Origin of the sequence: Caulobacter sp. CCH9-E1 (assembly GCF_001556515.1) — a bacterium.
GTDB lineage: Bacteria > Pseudomonadota > Alphaproteobacteria > Caulobacterales > Caulobacteraceae > Caulobacter.
In genome coordinates, this window is record NZ_LSJA01000123.1 from 45847 (window position 1) to 60440 (window position 14594).

The following is a 14594-nucleotide window of genomic DNA, read 5'->3' on the forward strand; positions in this document are numbered from 1 at the left end:
TCGTTAACCTCAAGAAAGTCGCGACCGCCGTTCGTCTTCGTGACGAAATGTTAAAACACGTTATGCGACAAAGAGTCATGGCTAGCGAACCGCCGTGTTTCTCGCCGGCGGAACGGGAGGCTGACCTTGGCGACCGAAGTAGAAGTCGATGATGTGCTGGCGAAGGACCTGGTCGAGCTCTCGACGCAGGAAATTCACCGTAAGTACAGCGCCGAGGCCTCCGTCCACCGCAACATCCTGATCGGCCGCGGGACCGGGGTCGCGCCGCAGTGGCGAGACTTCAAGACCTTCCTCGGCGAAGTGGGGCGACGCCCCTCGACGGACCACACCCTCGTTCTGCTGAACCGCTACGAGCGAACCTATGGCCCGGGCCGCGCCCGTTGGATGACGGCCGAGGAGCAAGCCGCGCACGAGGAAGAATTCGACCGCCTGCGCGCCGAACAGCAGCGCGAGGAACAGCTTCTGCTGCACAAGGCCGCCGCGACCAAGCGCGCCAGCACGCCGGGCGCGCCGTCGTTCGGCCAGTGGACGCCGATGGCCGGCAAGCAGGTGGCCTATACCGATGTCGCCAAGAAGCTGGCCATTCCGGTCAACGCGCTGTCCAAGACCATGCCGGCCGGCACCAGCGCCGATGAACTGATCAAGCGCTCGTCCACGGCCAATGACCTGATCAACGAGAACGCCTCCTGGCTGCCGCCGGATCCGACCAAGAAGGCGGGCTTCTTCGAGGCCTACCGCATCTGGCACCTGCAAGTGCAGCCGCAGTTCGCCAAGGCCGCGACCCCGACCTTCCTGTTCCTGTACATCGCGCTGCCCGTGATGAAGCAGTGCCGGGACGATCTGATCGATCTGGACCTGTGGAATCCGTTGGGCCAACGCGCCCTGAACGCGCGCGACAGCCACGTGGCCTGGAAGAAGTACACCGAGTTCATGCCGCGGGCGCAGGTGGCGATGATGGAGATCCCCATCTACGCCACCTACTCGCTGCTGACCGACCTTGACGCCCTGTGCGAGCGGATCGTCACGGCCGAGAAGCGCTTCCGCGAAGGCCCGCAGAAGGTGATCCACACCCACCGCGCGGCTTAAGGGCGCGCTCTAGGCCAGCCACACCATCATGCGAGTGGCCGCCAGGGCCCCGCGCGCGACCGACGGCTTGTGCTCGACGACGCCGGTGTACAGAAATCCCGCCTTGACCAGCACCCGGCCCGACGCCTCGTTGTCGGCGAAGTGGCCGGCGGTGACGTAGCGCTTGTTCCAGGCGCCGCGGGCCCAGTCCAAGGCGCCCATGGTCGCCTCGGTCGCGTAGCCGCGTCCCCAGTAGGGACGGCCGATCCAGTAGCCTAGCTCGACGGGGCCGTTCGGGTTGGTGAACAAGCCGACGACGCCAATCAGCCCTTCCTCCGCCAGCTCGATCGCGAAGGTGTTGTCGCGCGAGCGGTCCTGGGTCCCGCAGCGAGCCACGAAGTCTTCCGCGTGGGCGCGGGTGTAGGGCGAGGGCATGCGCGTGGTCATGCGCGCCACGTCATGATCGACGCAAAAGGCCGCCACGCGCTCGACATCGGCCTGGGCCGGAGCGCGCAGCGTCAGCCGCTGGGTTTCGATGACGGGTCTTTCTTCGATGACGCACATCGGCGCCTCCCAAGGTTCCTCCGGTTCTCTTGATGCGGAACCGTGACGCCGCCGTGGCGTGTCCTGTTGCGGCGGCGAGACAAAACAAAAGCGGGGAGCCCGGCGTTCCGGACTCCCCGCTAGAGATCGTCTGTCCGGATCGTCTTCAACTGAAGCACGATCCGAAGAAACCTTGGTTCGTGCTTACTCGGCCGGTTGAGCGGCCGGGGTCACGGTCACGTAGGTGCGGTTGTGCTTCTTGGTCACGAAGCCCACCGCGCCCTGCACGAGCGCGAAGAGGGTGTGATCCTTGCCCATGCCCACGCCCGAACCGGGGTAGAACTTGGTGCCGCGCTGACGCACGAGGATGTTGCCGGCGAGAACCTTCTCGCCGCCGAACTTCTTCACGCCAAGGCGCTTCGACTCTGAGTCGCGGCCGTTGCTGGACGAACCGCCAGATTTTTTGTGAGCCATTGTGCTCTCCTATCCTCTGGGGGCGTCGCCTTAGGCTTCGCCGTCTTCCGTCTTGGCGGCCTTCTTAGGGGCGGCCTTCTTCTTCGGGGCGGCTTCGGCGGCCGGCTCGGCGGCGGCTTCGGCCTTCGGAGCCTTGGCCTTCTTCGGAGCCGGAGCGGCTTCCGCGGCGGCCGGGACCGAGAACGGCACGGCGGCGTCGCCGAGGCCGCGAGCGCGGGCGTCCAGGATGACCTTCGGGGTCAGGTCGATCGAACCTTCCCACTTGGCTTCCTTGCCGGCGCCGGCGACGGACGTGACGCGCACGACCGACTCGAGTTGGCGGTGACCGCGGGTGCGGCGGTAGCCCTGGCGGCGGATCTTCTTGAAGATCTTCACCTTCTCACCCTTGCGGGTTTCGATCAGGGTGCCGGAGACGACAGCGCCGTCCACGGTGGGGGCGCCGACCGTCACGGCCTCGCCTTCGCCAAGCATCAGGACTTCGCCGAAGGCCACGGCCGCGCCGGGTTCACCTTCGAGCTTTTCGACCACCAGCAGGTCGCCGGCTTGAACCCGGTACTGCTTGCCGCCGGTTTTGATCACCGCGTACATAGGTTTAGCGCCTTAAAAACGTGCGTTCGCAAAATAGGGAACGCCCGCTCGGAAACCCGGCGGGCGAAGAGGGCGCGACTTATACAGCCGCGAGCCCGAGAGTCAACGGCGTCGCCACGGGAATCCGGCCCTGAATCCGCTAAATGCGAGAAGTTCGCGATGACCCCTGGTGTGTTACTTTATAACACGCTATAGGGCTCCGCGTGAACATGACGCTTCTCGCCCCGATCGCCGCCACCGGTTTCGCCGTCGCCTTCCTGCACGCGGCGCTGCCAACCCACTGGTTGCCGTTCGTCCTGGTCGGGCGCGGACAGCACTGGTCGGCGGGCAAGACCCTGAGCGTGACCGCCCTGGCGGGCCTGGGCCACGTGGCCTTCACCATTCTGCTGGGCGTCGTGCTCGTGGGCGCGGGCCTGGCCGTCCAGCCCCATATGGGCGCGGTGTTCGGCTGGGTGGTCGGCGCGCTGATGGGGGCGTTGGGACTCTTCTATCTATGGCGCGGCCGGCACGAGCATGGCCAAGGCGACATCACCACTCGACGTTACGCCTCCGACCGCGCGGCCATCATCGCCCTGGTGGTGCTGCTGACGCTGTCGCCCTGCGAGGCCTTTCTGCCGATCTACCTGGCCGGCGTGAAGCATGGCTGGACCGGCTTCTTGGCCCTGAGCGCGGTCCTGATGGCCGCGACCGCCGCGGGCATGCTGCTGTTCACGACCCTCAGCCTGGCCGGCGTCAAGCGCCTGGGGCTGGAGCGGATCGCCCGCTACGAATCGACGATCCTGGGCCTGGCCCTGATCGCCATGGGCCTTGGGGTCGCGTTCCTCGAACTGTAAGGACGCCCCGGCTTTTGTTTGCCGGGGCGAGCGCCTAAATAGCGCTTCATGACCCAAGCCTCCTCCGCCGCTTCCGGCAAGATCCCCGTCACCGTGCTGACCGGCTATCTCGGCGCCGGCAAGACCACGCTGCTCAACCGCATCCTCACCGAGGAGCACGGCAAGCGCTACGCCGTGATCGTCAACGAGTTCGGGGAGGTCGGCATCGACAACGACCTGGTGGTCGGCGCGGATGAAGAAGTGTTCGAGATGAACAACGGCTGCGTCTGCTGCACGGTGCGCGGCGACCTGATCCGGGTTTTGCAAGGTCTGATGAAACGGAAGGGCGGCTTTGACGCCATCATCGTCGAGACCACGGGCCTGGCCGATCCCGGTCCGGTGGCCCAGACCTTCTTTGTCGACGAGGACGTCAAGGCGCGCACGGCGCTGGACTCGGTGACCGCCGTCGTCGACGCCAAGCACATCATGCTGCGCCTCTCCGACAGCAAGGAAGCGGTCGAGCAGATCGCCTTCGCCGACCAGATCGTGCTGAACAAGACCGACCTCGTCTCCGAGGACGACCTGCGCCACGTCGAGGCCCGCATCCGCCGGATCAACCCGCTGGCCCCGATCCACCGCGCCCAGCGCTCGAACGTTCCGCTGGACGCGATCCTGGGCAAGCACAGCTTCGACCTGGACCGCATCACCGAGCTGGAGCCGGACTTCCTCAATCCCGCCCACGGCGAGCCGGGCCACGTGCACGACGAACACTGCGGCCACGATCACCATGATCATGACCATGTGCACGATGAGCACTGCGGTCATGACCATCACCACCATCACCACCACGACGCCAAGAGCGACGTGCACGACGACGGCGTGAAGGGCATTTCCCTGACCCTGGACAAACCGGTCGACGGCCAGAAGATCACCGCCTGGCTGAACGACCTCTTGGCCCGCCGCGGCCCGGACATCCTGCGCGCTAAGGGCATCATCGACGTGAAGGGCGAGAACAAGCGTCTCGTCTTCCAGGCCGTGCACATGATCTTGGAGGGCGACTTCCAGCGCGAGTGGACCGACAAGGACAAGCGCTACAGCCGCATGGTCTTCATCGGGCGCGACCTCGACGAGGCCGAGCTGCGCGCGGGCTTCGAAGCGACGGCGGCTTAGAGAAGAGGCTCCCTCTCCCCTTGCGGGAGAGGGTGGCCCGCTAGGGCCGGGTGAGGGGTTGAAGACGAGATCCGCCGCGACAGGCCTGACTGCCGTCGCGGCGGTTTTCGTTTGCGCGACCCCTCATCCGTCGCCTTTGGCGACACCTTCTCCCGCAAGGGGAGAAGGGCTGCTCCGGACAACAAAAAAGCCCCGGAGCCTGAGGCGCCGGGGCTTTCGTGTTTGGCTGTCGCCGAGGACGATCCTTAGTGGATGTCCTCGTTGATCAGGCCGACCTTGTACCAGCCCGAGGTCTGCAGCTGGTTCAGGACGCCCATGAAGTCGGCGTACATGACGTCGGCGTCGGCGCGGATCATGATGCGCTGGTCGTCCTTCGGGCCGGCTTGGCCGTTGGCGGCGAACTTGGCGTTCAGATCGGCTTCCAGGCCGTCCAGGCTGGTTTGCTTGTCGGCGATGAAGACCGCGCCCGACTTCTGGATCGAGATGAAGACCGGCTCCTTCGGCTTCGGCGCGTTCGGCGGCGGCGGAACCGCCGGAGGCAGGTCGATCTTGATGGAGGTCACGGCCATCGGCACGGCGACCATGAAGATGATCAGCAGCACCAGAAGGATGTCCACGAAGGGCGTGACGTTGATTTCGGAATTTTGGCCCAGCGAATAACGGCCACCGCCGCCGCCAGCAAGTTTAGCCGCCATGCCTGACTGTCTCCCAGAAGGCCACGCGCCCCGCGCGCGCCTGAAATGTCATTACGTCGCCACGTCTGGCGCAGACGGGCGCGGAAGTAAAGCCCGACGACGCGGCGCAATAGCAAGCCCCTTTTTTCGACTTTTCGCCGAACGCCGTTCGAACGGGCGCCTGAGACCAAACGCGCCCGGAAACGCATCGCCTTGAAAGAGTCTGGCCGTGGAAGGCTTGGCGCCTTATCTCGCGCGCATGATCTTTTCCTTCGACGCCTTCGTCACCGACGTCCTTTTCGACCGCTCCGGCCGCGCCGCCTTCGCCCTGGGCGACGGCACCGTGCGCCTGCAGACCGAGGACGGCTTCGTCACCGTGGAAGCCCATGGCGGCCCGCTGGGCGGCGCCGTCCTGGCCGCGGCCGCCCACCCGAGCGGCGCGGGAATCGTCACCGGCGGCGACGACGGCCGCGTGGTCTGGACCCGAATCGAGAAGGGCGAGGTCGTCGCGACCGTCCTGGCCGAGGTGAAGAACAAGTGGATCGAGCACGTGGCGACCAGCGCCGCCTCGGGCCTGATCGCCTTCACCGCCGGCAAGGAGGTCCATGTCCGCGACGCCGCCGACCCGGCCTTCGCGCGGACCTTCACGCACGAGAAGACGGTGTCGGGCCTGGCCTTCGAGCCCAAGGGCCGGCGCCTGGCCTCGGCGACCTATGGCGGCGCCTATCTCTGGTACGCGCGGATCGCCGACCAGAAGCCGCAGCTTCTGAAATGGGCCGGCAGCCACATCGCCGTGGCCTTCAGCCCCGACGGCAAGTTCCTGATCTCGTCGATGCAGGAGAACCAGCTGCACGGCTGGCGACTGTCTGACGGCAAGGACATGCGGATGGGCGGCTATCCGGCCAAGATCAAGAGCCTGGCTTTCTTCGACAAGGGCAACCTGCTGGTCACGGCCGGCGCCAACGGCGCGGTCATCTGGCCGTTCGCCGGCGCCAGCGGCCCCATGGGCAAGGAAGCCGCCGAGATCGGTTTCTCCCGCGACTCGATGGTCGTCCGGGTGGCGGGCGTCGACGTCCATCCGGTGTGCCTGGCCGCCCAGGACAACGGCAAGATCTGGGCCGCGCACATGCGCAACGGCCGCATCGAGACCCTGAAGGCCGAGAAGGGCGCCCCGATCAGCGCCCTGGCCGTCAGCGCCGACGGCAAGCGCATGGCCTGGGGCGACGAGAGCGGCGAGGCCGGGGTGCTGGAAATCCCCGACATCAGCGGCCCGCGCCAGTTCGCGGGGTAAGGCTAGGGTCTAGAACCCCTTCAGCTCGCCCCACTCCTCGAACGGGGCGCGGCGCGAGCGGAAGTTGTTCACCGGGGCGTCGGCGTCGCGATAGCCCAGGGCCATGCCGGAAAACAGCATGTGGCCCTCTGGCAGGCCGACATGCTCGTCGACCAGCTTGTTGTAGTGCGACCAGAACTCCTGCGGGCAGGTGTCGAGGCCGCGCTCGACGGCCAGCAGCATGAAGGTCTGCATGAACATGCCGACGTCGCTCCACTGCGGCGGGCCGCAGCGGCGGTCGATCGAGAAGAACAGCTGCACCGGCGCGCCGAAGCCCTGGCCGTTGGTCGAGAACCATTGCAGGCGAGCCATCTTGTCCTCGCGCGGGATGCCTAGCGCCCCGTACATGTCCTCGCCGACCTGGAAGCGGCGGCTGCGCAGCGGCTCCCAGAGGTTGGCGGGATAGACGTCGTATTCGGTCGGATCGGGCGAGGCGACGCGCGTCAGCATGGCGTCGGTCAGGGCCTTCAGCGGCGCGCCGGACACGGCCTGCACCCGCCAGGGCTGGAGGTTGCCGCCGGAGGGCGCGCGGGCGGCGAGCTCCAGCATCTCACGCACCACGGCGGCGTCGACGGGATCCGGCTTGAAGGCGCGCACCGACATGCGGCGGTTGACGGCGTCGATCACGTCCATGGAAGGCTCCCTTGATCTTCTCGCCGCGATGCCCGCGACAGCGGCTTTTCCTCTGGCTAGCATCCCGCCGCAGGGTAAAGACAAGTCTGTCTGGATCTTTTCGGGGGCGTTCCTTGCGGCGGCTACTGCGCAACATCGCGTTGGCTCTGTTCATCATCCTGGTCGCCGGGCCGATCGTGGCGGTGATTCTGTTCCGCTTCGTGCCGCCGCCGATCACGCCGCTGATGGTGATCCGTGCGGTCGAGGGTAAGGGGCTGGACCATCGCTGGCGGCCCATCGACGAGGTCGCCCCGGCCCTGCCGCGCGCCCTGATCGCCGCCGAGGACGCCCGGTTCTGCGAGCATCACGGCTTCGACTTCGACGCCCTGCAGAAGGCCTACGCCAATAACGAGGCCGGCAAGAAGATCCGCGGCGGCTCGACGATCAGCCAGCAGACGGCCAAGAACGTCTTCCTGTGGCCGGGGCGCTCCTATGTCCGCAAGGGTCTGGAGGCCTGGTTCACCGTGCTGATCGAGGTGGGCTGGGGCAAGAAGCGGATCATGGAGGTCTATCTGAACTCCATCGAGTTCGGCCCGGGCATCTATGGCGCGGAGTCGGCCTCGCGTCGCTATTTCGGCGTCGGCGCCGACAAGCTGACCCAGGCCCAGGCCTCGCGCCTGGCGGCGATCCTGCCCAGTCCCCTGAAGTGGCGGGTGATCAAGCCCGGCAAGTACGTCGCCAAACGCACCCAGAAGATCGGCAAGGCCTCGAAGACGGTGCGCCGCGACGGCCTCGCCGACTGCGTGAGCTAGCCGCCCCACCAGCCTCGCGTGGCGGGGCAGGCGTCGAGCGCTCGCCGGTAGCCGTCGCGCTGGCGCAGTCGCTTCACGTACGCCATCTCGGCCTCGCCGAGCGGGAAGTCGATGTTCTTGCGCGCCATCTCCAGGGCGTAGCCCACAGAGATGTCCGCCGCCGTGAAGGCCTCGCCGGCCATGTAGGGCGTCTCCGCCAGCCGGCGTGTCACCAGGCCCAGCCGGCTGGTGAACACGTGCATCGCCTGGCGGACCGTCCAGTTGTCGCGGTCGGTCTCGGGGGCGAAGTGCTTGGCGCCCGTCAGGAAGAAGACCGAGGCCGCCAGTCCCGCTTCGCCGAGATGCAGGAACTGCTGGTAGGCGGGGAAGGTCGCGTCCCGCGGATCCGGCGCCAGGGGCGAGGGGCCGTAGCGGCCCAGCAGGTACTCTAGGATCGCGATCGACTCGACCATGATCACCTCGCCGTCCTGGATCGCCGGGATGAAGCCGCCGGGATTGATCGCCAGGAACTCCGGATCGTTCTCGACCCCCGCCAACATGTCGACGTCCCGCAGGCGATAGGGCAGCCCCATCTCTTCCAGCAGCCAGACGACGCGGAAGCCTCGGCCTTCTCCGAAGACCGTGATCATCCGCGCATGCCCAGGAGGGCGAACAGCCCGCCTTGCGGGTCCATGGCGTTGACCACGAAGGCGCCGCCGGGAACCTCGACCGGACCCATCAGGACCTGGCCGCCCTGGGCCTTCACCCGTTCGATGGCGGAATCGACGCCCTCGACGCCGAAATAGTGGAGCCAGTAGGGCATCGGCGCGGGCGCGTGGTTGCTGAACATGCCGCCGATCGCCGCCGTGCTGGGGCCGAAGGTCTGATAGACGCCCATCTCGCCCATTGGCACGGCGTCGTGCTTCACCCAGCCGAACAGGGGCGCGTAAAAGTCGAAGGCCTTCTCCCAGTTGGCCGCGTGCAGCTCCGACCAGCCCAGCGAGCCCGGCGACATCGGCGCGGGGCGCGGCGGCGGCGCGTCGAGCGATCCCCGGAACAGGACAAACATCGCGCCTTGCGGATCGGCGACGACAGCGAAGCGGCCGACGCCGGGAATGTCCTGGGGCGTCTTGTGAACCGCGCCGCCGGCGGCTTCGACCTTCCTGGCGACGGCGTCGACGTCATCGACGCCGACATAGCCCAGCCAGCCCGCCGGGACGTCCTTCATCTCCAGCATGCCGCCGACATGGAACTCGCCGGTCTTGAAGATCGTGTAGGGGCCGGCGGGACCGGAGGACGCCTCGGTCGTCCAGCCGACGACCGAGGTGTAGAACGCTTCCGCCGCCTTGGCGTCCGGCGTCACCAGTTCGAACCAGACGAAGTCGCTAGCCATGGGGGTTTCCTTGGGCGGTGGTGATGGCGTTGAGAGGCGAGCCGGGGGCATGGCCTCGACAAGGGCGTTCCAGCTTCGGATCATTGGAAGGAGGCTAGGCGGCCGCCCCGCCGCAGCAGGCGGGCTTGGGCTGAGCGTCCTCGTACTCGTCGTGGCGGCGGACGAAGTTCATCGTCTCGCCCTCGTTGCGGCCCAGCGGCGCGCGGTCGAGGAGCATCAGGGTCGCCAACGCCTCTTCCAGCCCGCGAGCGTAGGTCGAGTAGGTGTGGAACACCTGGCCCTCGGCGTCGCGATAGAAGACCGACAGGCCCGGCAGCTCGTCGTGGCCCTGGGGCGAAGGCAGATCGGTGAAGTTGTAGTTGATCGTCTCGCCGGCCAGCTCTTCGGGCGTGAACGAGACATGGAAGTCGCGGTTGAAGTCGCCGCCGTGCGACGACACCCACGGAAACTTCCAACCCATGCGGCGCTTGTAAGCCTGGATCTTCGCGAGGGGCGCGCGGGACACGGCGACCAGGGTCACGTCGTGGTGGTTCAGGTGCGGCAGTGTCCCGTCGAAATGGTCGGCCATGAACGAGCAGCCCTCGCAGCCCGCGTCCCAATCCGGGCCCAGCATGAAATGGTAGATGAGCAACTGGCCGCGACCGTCGAACAGGTCGTCCAGCGTCTTGCGACCGCCCTCGGTGTCGAAGGCGTAGGTCTTGTCCAGCTTCACCCAGGGCAGGGCCATGCGCTCGGCGTTCAGGGCGTCGCGGGCGCGGGTGTGGGCCTTTTCCTTCAACAGCAGGGCGCGGCGCGCTTCCAGCCATTCCTCGCGGGAAACCACGGCTTGCGACATCACGTCCTCCGTAAGCTGAGCTGTTTTTCCTTGACCAATAACGTTGATATCAACATAAATGGATCATGTCAAAGCCGGTCGTGATTCCCTTCGAGACGACGATCCATGTCCGCGACACCTGCTTGTGTCTGCACGTCCAGCGCGCCGCCCGGGCGCTGGCGCGACGCTTCGACGAGGCGCTGCGGCCGCTGGGTCTGACCAATGGCCAGTTCTCGCTCTTGATGTCGCTGAACCGGCCCGAGCCGGCCGGCATGGGCGGCGTCGCCAACCTGCTGGCCATGGATCGCACGACCCTGACGGCGGCGCTGAAGCCGCTGGAGCGGCGAGGGCTGCTGACGGTCGCGCCAGATCCCAAGGACGGCCGGGCCCGGGTGCTGAGCCTGACCCCCGACGGCCGGGCTTTGCTGGCCCAGGCGCTCCCGATCTGGACCCGCGAGCACGGCAAGCTGGACGAGGACCTGGGCGGCGGCGCGGACGACCTTCGCGCGGGCCTGAGGGCGATCGCCTAGTCCGCTCCGAACATCGCCGCTATGTAGTCTGGCGGCCTTGCCGTCGCGCCAGACCCAGGATTATCAGATGAGCGCCCGTCGTCCGATGCTGATCGCCGCCATGGCGGGCGTGTCGCTGATGCTGGGCGGCGTGGCCTGGGCCGGCGAGACGAAGGTCGCCGTCGCCGCCAACTTCACCGAGGCCGCCCGTGAGATCGCCGCGCGGTTCAAGGCCAGGACGGGCCATGACGCGACGCTCAGCTTCGGGGCGTCCGGGCAGTTCTACGCCCAGATCGCCAACGGCGCGCCGTACGAGGTTTTCCTGTCGGCCGACGTCGAGCGGCCGCGGAAGGCCGAGGCCGAGGGCCTGGCGGTTCCCGGCTCGCGCTTCACCTACGCCACGGGACGCCTTGTGCTGTTCAGCAGGACGCCGGGCCTCGTCGATCCGAAAGGCGCGGTGCTGGCCAGGGGCGGCTTCGACAAGCTGGCCATCGCCGACCCGAAGGCCGCCCCCTATGGCCAAGCGGCCATCGAGACCCTGACCCAGCTGAAGCTCTACGACGCCCTCAAGCCGAAGATCGTCACCGGCGCCTCGATCACCCAAGCCTTCCAATACGTCCAGACCGGCGCGGCCGAGCTCGGCTTCGTGGCGCTGTCGCAGGTGATCGACGAGAAGGGCGGCTCGCGCTGGGTCGTTCCGGCCGCCGACCACACGCCGATCGCGCAGCAGGCCGTGCTGCTGAAGACCGGCCAGAACAGCGCGGCGGCCAAGGCGTTCCTGGCCTTCCTGAAGAGCGGCGAGGCCAAGGCGATCATCAAGCGCTACGGCTACGAGGTCCGCTGAGCATGGGCGAGGTCCTGTGGCTGACGGCGAAGCTGGCGGGGATCACCACCCTGCTGCTGCTTGTTTTGGCCACGCCGCTGTCCTGGTGGCTGGCGCGCGGGCGCTCGTCGCTGCGCACCGTGGTCACCGCCGTGGTCGCTCTGCCGATCGTGCTGCCGCCGACGGTGCTGGGCTTCTACCTGCTGATCGCCTTGGGGCCGAAGAGCCCGCTGATGGTCCTGCTGCAGCCTTTCGGCGTGCGGACCCTGGCCTTCACGTTCGAAGGGCTGGTCATCGGCTCGCTGATCTATTCGCTGCCGTTCGCGGTGCAGCCGCTGCGCAACGCCTTCATCGCCGTGGGCGACGAGCCGCTGGAAGCCGCCGCGACGCTCGGCGCCTCGCCATGGGATCGCTTCTGGCGGGTGGCCTTGCCGTTGGCCCTGCCCGGCTATGTCGCCGCCGGGATCCTGACCTTCGCCCACACGGTTGGCGAGTTCGGCGTGGTCATGATGCTGGGCGGCAATATCCCCGGCGAGACCACGGTGCTGTCGACCGAGATCTATCGCCTGGTCGAGGGGCTGGAGTGGGGGCAGGCCCACCGCCTGTCGCTGCTGCTGCTGGTCTTCGCGTTCACCGTGCTGCTGGCGCTGCTGGCCATCGAGCGGCGGTCGCGGGTGCTGGACCCAAAGGGGTGATCAGCACCCGTCCAGGTGATAGCGGATCAGCGCCCGCGCCGAGCGGGCCACGGCGCGCGAGGGGCCGTCCGCGCCGAGGGTGACGCGGGCGGTGTACGAGCCTTCCATCAGCAGCATCAGGGCGTCGGCCAGGTCGTCGTCCTTGGCCCCGGCGCGGCGCGCCAGGTCCGTGAGCCGCCGGTGCAGCTCCTTCTTGTAGTTGACCGAGACGACCTGGGCCGGGTGGCCCTCCTCGTGCAGCTCGATGGCGGCGTTCGACAGCGGGCAGCCGTGGACGTCCTTGTTGCAGGCCTTGGTCTCGAAGGCGTCGAAGATCGCCTCGAGCTGGGCGCGCGGGTCGGCGCAGCAGACCGCCGTGACGCTTTCCCACCAAGCCCAGTACTCGCGCTCCTGCTCGCGCAGGACCTCGGCCACCAGCTCGTCCTTGGACGGGAAGTTGCGATAGAGCGTCATCTTGGTGGCGTCGGCCTCGGCGGCGATCGTCTCGACGCCGACGGCGCGGATGCCGTGCTGATAGAACAGCTCGCGGGCGGTTTCGAAGATCCGGTCACGCGCCGGACGCTTGGACGCGGGCGCGCAAGCCGCCGCTTCCGTGTCGCCCACAACCCCGTCCCCAGAATTTCTTGTCGCCATTTTGGCGGACCTCTCCTTGACGTGCGAGTTACCGGTCAGTATCTCTCGCCTGGAGCGATGATACCGAACGGTCTCGTCACATCCTAAATCGTCATTCCCGTCGCCCGGGTCAAGTAACCGTCCCTGCGACATTTGATCCCTTAAACCCCTAAGGAGCGCGCGCCAATGCCCTCGCAAACAAACGTTTACGTTAGCGCGTCGCCCGCCAAGGCCGAGGACGATCTCCTGGCCTTCGTTCGGTCCCGCATCGGTTCAAAGCGGTCCTGGATCGGTCAATCCACGGTCCGCGCGTTCGGCGAGAACTGGTCATCCAAGACCGGCCGCGGCGCAGATCGACGCCCCGTTCTCGAATGACCGTCAGCGCGCCTTCACCTTTCTCCTCCCCGACAGGTTCCTCCCCCATGCGTCTTCAACCCGTCATCACGTCCTTCGCCGGTCTGGCCGCCGTCGCCGTGCTGGCCGCCTGCTCGGCCCAGGCCAAGCAGGACGCCGCCGCCGCGCCGCCGCCCGCCCAGGTCACCGTCACCGACGTCGCCTTCAAGTCCCTGCGCCAGTGGGATGACTTCACCGGCCGCCTCGAGCCGATCGACACCGTCGAGATCCGCCCGCGCGTCTCCGGCTATATCGACGGCGCCCAGTTCACCGAGGGCGCGCGCGTCCACAAGGGCCAGGTGCTGTTCCAGATCGACCCGCGCCCCTACAAGGCCGAGGCCGACCGCGCCGCCGCCGAGGTGGCCCGCGCCAAGGCCCAGCTGGATCTGGCGGTGGTCAACCGCGAACGCGGTCGTCGCCTGATCGCGCAGAACGCCCTGGCCCAGAGCGAATTCGATCGCCTGGCCTCGGAGGAGCGCGCCGCCCAGGCCAACCTTTCCGCCGCCCAGGCCGCCCTGCAGACCGCCCGCCTGAACCTGGAATGGACCCGCGTGACCTCGCCGATCGACGGCCGGATCTCCAAGGCCAACATCACGCGCGGCAACCTGGTCACTCAGTCGTCGCTGCTGACGACCGTGGTTTCCGACACGCCGATCTACGCCGAGTTCAACGCCGACGAGCAGACCTTCCTGAAGTACGCCTCGGCCGAGCGCGGCAAGGGCGGTCCTGTCTATATGGGCCTGATGACCGAGGACGGCTATCCGCACGTCGGCAAGCTGGCCTTCATCGACAACGCCCTGGACGCCAAGAGCGGCACCATCGCCGGCCGGGCGATCTTCGCCAACGCCGACGGCCGCTTCACGCCGGGCCTGTTCGCCCGCATCCGCCTGGTCAGCGCCGAGAGCCAGACCGTGGCCCTCGCGCCGGATCGCGCCGTCGCGACCGATCTGGGCAAGCGCTTCGTCGTGGTGGTCAACAAGGCCAACAAGGCTGAATACCGCCCCGTCGAGATCGGCCCGCTGGCCGGCAACCTGCGCATCATCCGCTCGGGCCTGAAGCCCGGCGACCGGGTGATCGTCGGCGGCCTGCAGAAGGTCAAGCCGGGCGACACCGTGGCGCCCGTCAAGGTCAAGACCGAGAAGGCCGACCTGGACCAGCTGGCCCAGGTCGAAAGCCCGATCCGCCAGAACTGAGAACGCTCCCTTCCCCCTCGATGGGGGAAGGGCGGGGATGGGGGTGACTTCGGCGCTGAAAGCTTGAGCGCCGTGTTCGCCATCCCCCTCAGCGATCACCCCC

The 14594-nt window shown here is 67.5% G+C and carries 18 protein-coding genes; 9 read left to right on the plus strand and 9 right to left on the minus strand.

Features of this window, described 5'->3' with window-relative positions:
* Positions 1-126 precede the first annotated feature (126 nt).
* On the plus strand, positions 127-1086 hold the full coding sequence (locus AX690_RS08140) for a hypothetical protein (RefSeq protein WP_066681440.1): 960 nt from the start codon (positions 127-129) through the stop codon (positions 1084-1086).
* Between the two features lie 9 nt (positions 1087-1095).
* Here the strand turns inward: AX690_RS08140 and AX690_RS08145 are convergent, their stop codons facing one another.
* The 3 genes from AX690_RS08145 to rplU form a co-directional block, all read right to left on the minus strand.
* Positions 1096-1629 (minus strand): GNAT family N-acetyltransferase, encoded by a 534-nt coding sequence (locus AX690_RS08145; protein WP_066681442.1) that lies wholly within the window; start codon positions 1627-1629, stop codon positions 1096-1098.
* 183 nt (positions 1630-1812) lie between these two features.
* Positions 1813-2082, minus strand: coding sequence for a 50S ribosomal protein L27 (gene rpmA, locus AX690_RS08150; RefSeq protein ID WP_004615680.1), 270 nt, complete (start codon positions 2080-2082; stop codon positions 1813-1815).
* 30 nt (positions 2083-2112) lie between these two features.
* A complete protein-coding gene (gene rplU, locus AX690_RS08155; RefSeq protein ID WP_066681444.1) occupies positions 2113-2670 on the minus strand; it encodes a 50S ribosomal protein L21 in 558 nt (185 codons plus the stop codon).
* A 203-nt stretch (positions 2671-2873) separates the two neighbouring features.
* On the opposite strand from rplU, the gene AX690_RS08160 reads away from it, so the two are divergent.
* Complete coding sequence (locus tag AX690_RS08160; RefSeq protein ID WP_082769567.1) at positions 2874-3503, plus strand: hypothetical protein; 630 nt, start codon at positions 2874-2876, stop codon at positions 3501-3503.
* Positions 3504-3551: 48 nt separating this feature from the next.
* Positions 3552-4652: a GTP-binding protein gene (locus AX690_RS08165; RefSeq protein WP_066681447.1), complete on the plus strand. Its 1101-nt coding sequence runs from the start codon at positions 3552-3554 to the stop codon at positions 4650-4652.
* Positions 4653-4897: 245 nt separating this feature from the next.
* Here the strand turns inward: AX690_RS08165 and AX690_RS08170 are convergent, their stop codons facing one another.
* Positions 4898-5347 carry a biopolymer transporter ExbD gene (locus AX690_RS08170; protein WP_066681448.1) on the minus strand — a complete coding sequence of 150 codons (450 nt, stop codon included), beginning with the start codon at positions 5345-5347 and terminating at the stop codon, positions 4898-4900.
* A 238-nt stretch (positions 5348-5585) separates the two neighbouring features.
* Between AX690_RS08170 and AX690_RS08175 the strand changes: the two genes are divergently transcribed.
* A complete protein-coding gene (locus tag AX690_RS08175) occupies positions 5586-6617 on the plus strand; it encodes a WD40 repeat domain-containing protein (RefSeq protein ID WP_066681485.1) in 1032 nt (343 codons plus the stop codon).
* A 9-nt stretch (positions 6618-6626) separates the two neighbouring features.
* Here AX690_RS08175 and AX690_RS08180 read toward each other — a convergent pair whose 3' ends face one another.
* Positions 6627-7289 carry a nitroreductase gene (locus AX690_RS08180; RefSeq protein WP_066681449.1) on the minus strand — a complete coding sequence of 221 codons (663 nt, stop codon included), beginning with the start codon at positions 7287-7289 and terminating at the stop codon, positions 6627-6629.
* 86 nt (positions 7290-7375) lie between these two features.
* Between AX690_RS08180 and mtgA the strand changes: the two genes are divergently transcribed.
* Positions 7376-8080: a monofunctional biosynthetic peptidoglycan transglycosylase gene (mtgA, locus tag AX690_RS08185; protein ID WP_066681487.1), complete on the plus strand. Its 705-nt coding sequence runs from the start codon at positions 7376-7378 to the stop codon at positions 8078-8080.
* Here the strand turns inward: mtgA and AX690_RS08190 are convergent.
* From AX690_RS08190 to AX690_RS08200, 3 genes are all read right to left on the minus strand, one after another.
* Positions 8077-8709, minus strand: a complete 633-nt coding sequence (locus AX690_RS08190) for a glutathione S-transferase family protein (protein ID WP_066681455.1) — start codon at positions 8707-8709, stop codon at positions 8077-8079. The two genes, mtgA and AX690_RS08190, sit on opposite strands and share 4 nt — an antisense overlap.
* Positions 8706-9452: a VOC family protein gene (locus AX690_RS08195; protein WP_066681458.1), complete on the minus strand. Its 747-nt coding sequence runs from the start codon at positions 9450-9452 to the stop codon at positions 8706-8708. Before AX690_RS08195 ends, AX690_RS08190 begins: the two co-directional genes overlap by 4 nt.
* Before the next feature lie 94 nt (positions 9453-9546).
* A complete protein-coding gene (locus AX690_RS08200; protein WP_066681460.1) occupies positions 9547-10287 on the minus strand; it encodes a thioredoxin family protein in 741 nt (246 codons plus the stop codon).
* A gap of 65 nt (positions 10288-10352) precedes the next feature.
* Here AX690_RS08200 and AX690_RS08205 point away from each other — a divergent pair, with 65 nt between their 5' ends.
* The 3 genes from AX690_RS08205 to modB all read left to right on the plus strand — a co-directional run bounded on the left by AX690_RS08205 (position 10353) and on the right by modB (position 12293).
* Positions 10353-10796 (plus strand): MarR family winged helix-turn-helix transcriptional regulator, encoded by a 444-nt coding sequence (locus AX690_RS08205; protein ID WP_066681462.1) that lies wholly within the window; start codon positions 10353-10355, stop codon positions 10794-10796.
* A 67-nt stretch (positions 10797-10863) separates the two neighbouring features.
* Positions 10864-11619 (plus strand): molybdate ABC transporter substrate-binding protein, encoded by a 756-nt coding sequence (modA, locus tag AX690_RS08210; protein ID WP_066681489.1) that lies wholly within the window; start codon positions 10864-10866, stop codon positions 11617-11619.
* Between the two features lie 2 nt (positions 11620-11621).
* A complete protein-coding gene (modB, locus tag AX690_RS08215) occupies positions 11622-12293 on the plus strand; it encodes a molybdate ABC transporter permease subunit (protein ID WP_066681464.1) in 672 nt (223 codons plus the stop codon).
* Here modB and AX690_RS08220 read toward each other — a convergent pair whose 3' ends face one another.
* On the minus strand, positions 12294-12926 hold the full coding sequence (locus AX690_RS08220; RefSeq protein WP_066681471.1) for a TetR/AcrR family transcriptional regulator: 633 nt from the start codon (positions 12924-12926) through the stop codon (positions 12294-12296).
* A 401-nt stretch (positions 12927-13327) separates the two neighbouring features.
* Between AX690_RS08220 and AX690_RS08225 the strand changes: the two genes are divergently transcribed.
* On the plus strand, positions 13328-14491 hold the full coding sequence (locus tag AX690_RS08225; RefSeq protein WP_066681476.1) for an efflux RND transporter periplasmic adaptor subunit: 1164 nt from the start codon (positions 13328-13330) through the stop codon (positions 14489-14491).
* Positions 14492-14594: the final 103 nt, after the last annotated feature.

Coding starts and splice junctions, on each gene's coding strand:
- AX690_RS08145 (WP_066681442.1), bottom strand. CDS start 1,629: ATGTGCGTCATCGAAGAAAGACCCGTCATCGAAACCCAGCGGCTGACG.
- rpmA (WP_004615680.1), bottom strand. CDS start 2,082: ATGGCTCACAAAAAATCTGGCGGTTCGTCCAGCAACGGCCGCGACTCA.
- rplU (WP_066681444.1), bottom strand. CDS start 2,670: ATGTACGCGGTGATCAAAACCGGCGGCAAGCAGTACCGGGTTCAAGCC.
- AX690_RS08165 (WP_066681447.1), top strand. CDS start 3,552: ATGACCCAAGCCTCCTCCGCCGCTTCCGGCAAGATCCCCGTCACCGTG.
- AX690_RS08170 (WP_066681448.1), bottom strand. CDS start 5,347: ATGGCGGCTAAACTTGCTGGCGGCGGCGGTGGCCGTTATTCGCTGGGC.
- AX690_RS08175 (WP_066681485.1), top strand. CDS start 5,586: ATGATCTTTTCCTTCGACGCCTTCGTCACCGACGTCCTTTTCGACCGC.
- AX690_RS08180 (WP_066681449.1), bottom strand. CDS start 7,289: ATGGACGTGATCGACGCCGTCAACCGCCGCATGTCGGTGCGCGCCTTC.
- AX690_RS08190 (WP_066681455.1), bottom strand. CDS start 8,709: ATGATCACGGTCTTCGGAGAAGGCCGAGGCTTCCGCGTCGTCTGGCTG.
- AX690_RS08195 (WP_066681458.1), bottom strand. CDS start 9,452: ATGGCTAGCGACTTCGTCTGGTTCGAACTGGTGACGCCGGACGCCAAG.
- AX690_RS08200 (WP_066681460.1), bottom strand. CDS start 10,287: ATGTCGCAAGCCGTGGTTTCCCGCGAGGAATGGCTGGAAGCGCGCCGC.
- AX690_RS08205 (WP_066681462.1), top strand. CDS start 10,353: ATGTCAAAGCCGGTCGTGATTCCCTTCGAGACGACGATCCATGTCCGC.
- modA (WP_066681489.1), top strand. CDS start 10,864: ATGAGCGCCCGTCGTCCGATGCTGATCGCCGCCATGGCGGGCGTGTCG.
- modB (WP_066681464.1), top strand. CDS start 11,622: ATGGGCGAGGTCCTGTGGCTGACGGCGAAGCTGGCGGGGATCACCACC.
- AX690_RS08220 (WP_066681471.1), bottom strand. CDS start 12,926: ATGGCGACAAGAAATTCTGGGGACGGGGTTGTGGGCGACACGGAAGCG.
- AX690_RS08225 (WP_066681476.1), top strand. CDS start 13,328: ATGCGTCTTCAACCCGTCATCACGTCCTTCGCCGGTCTGGCCGCCGTC.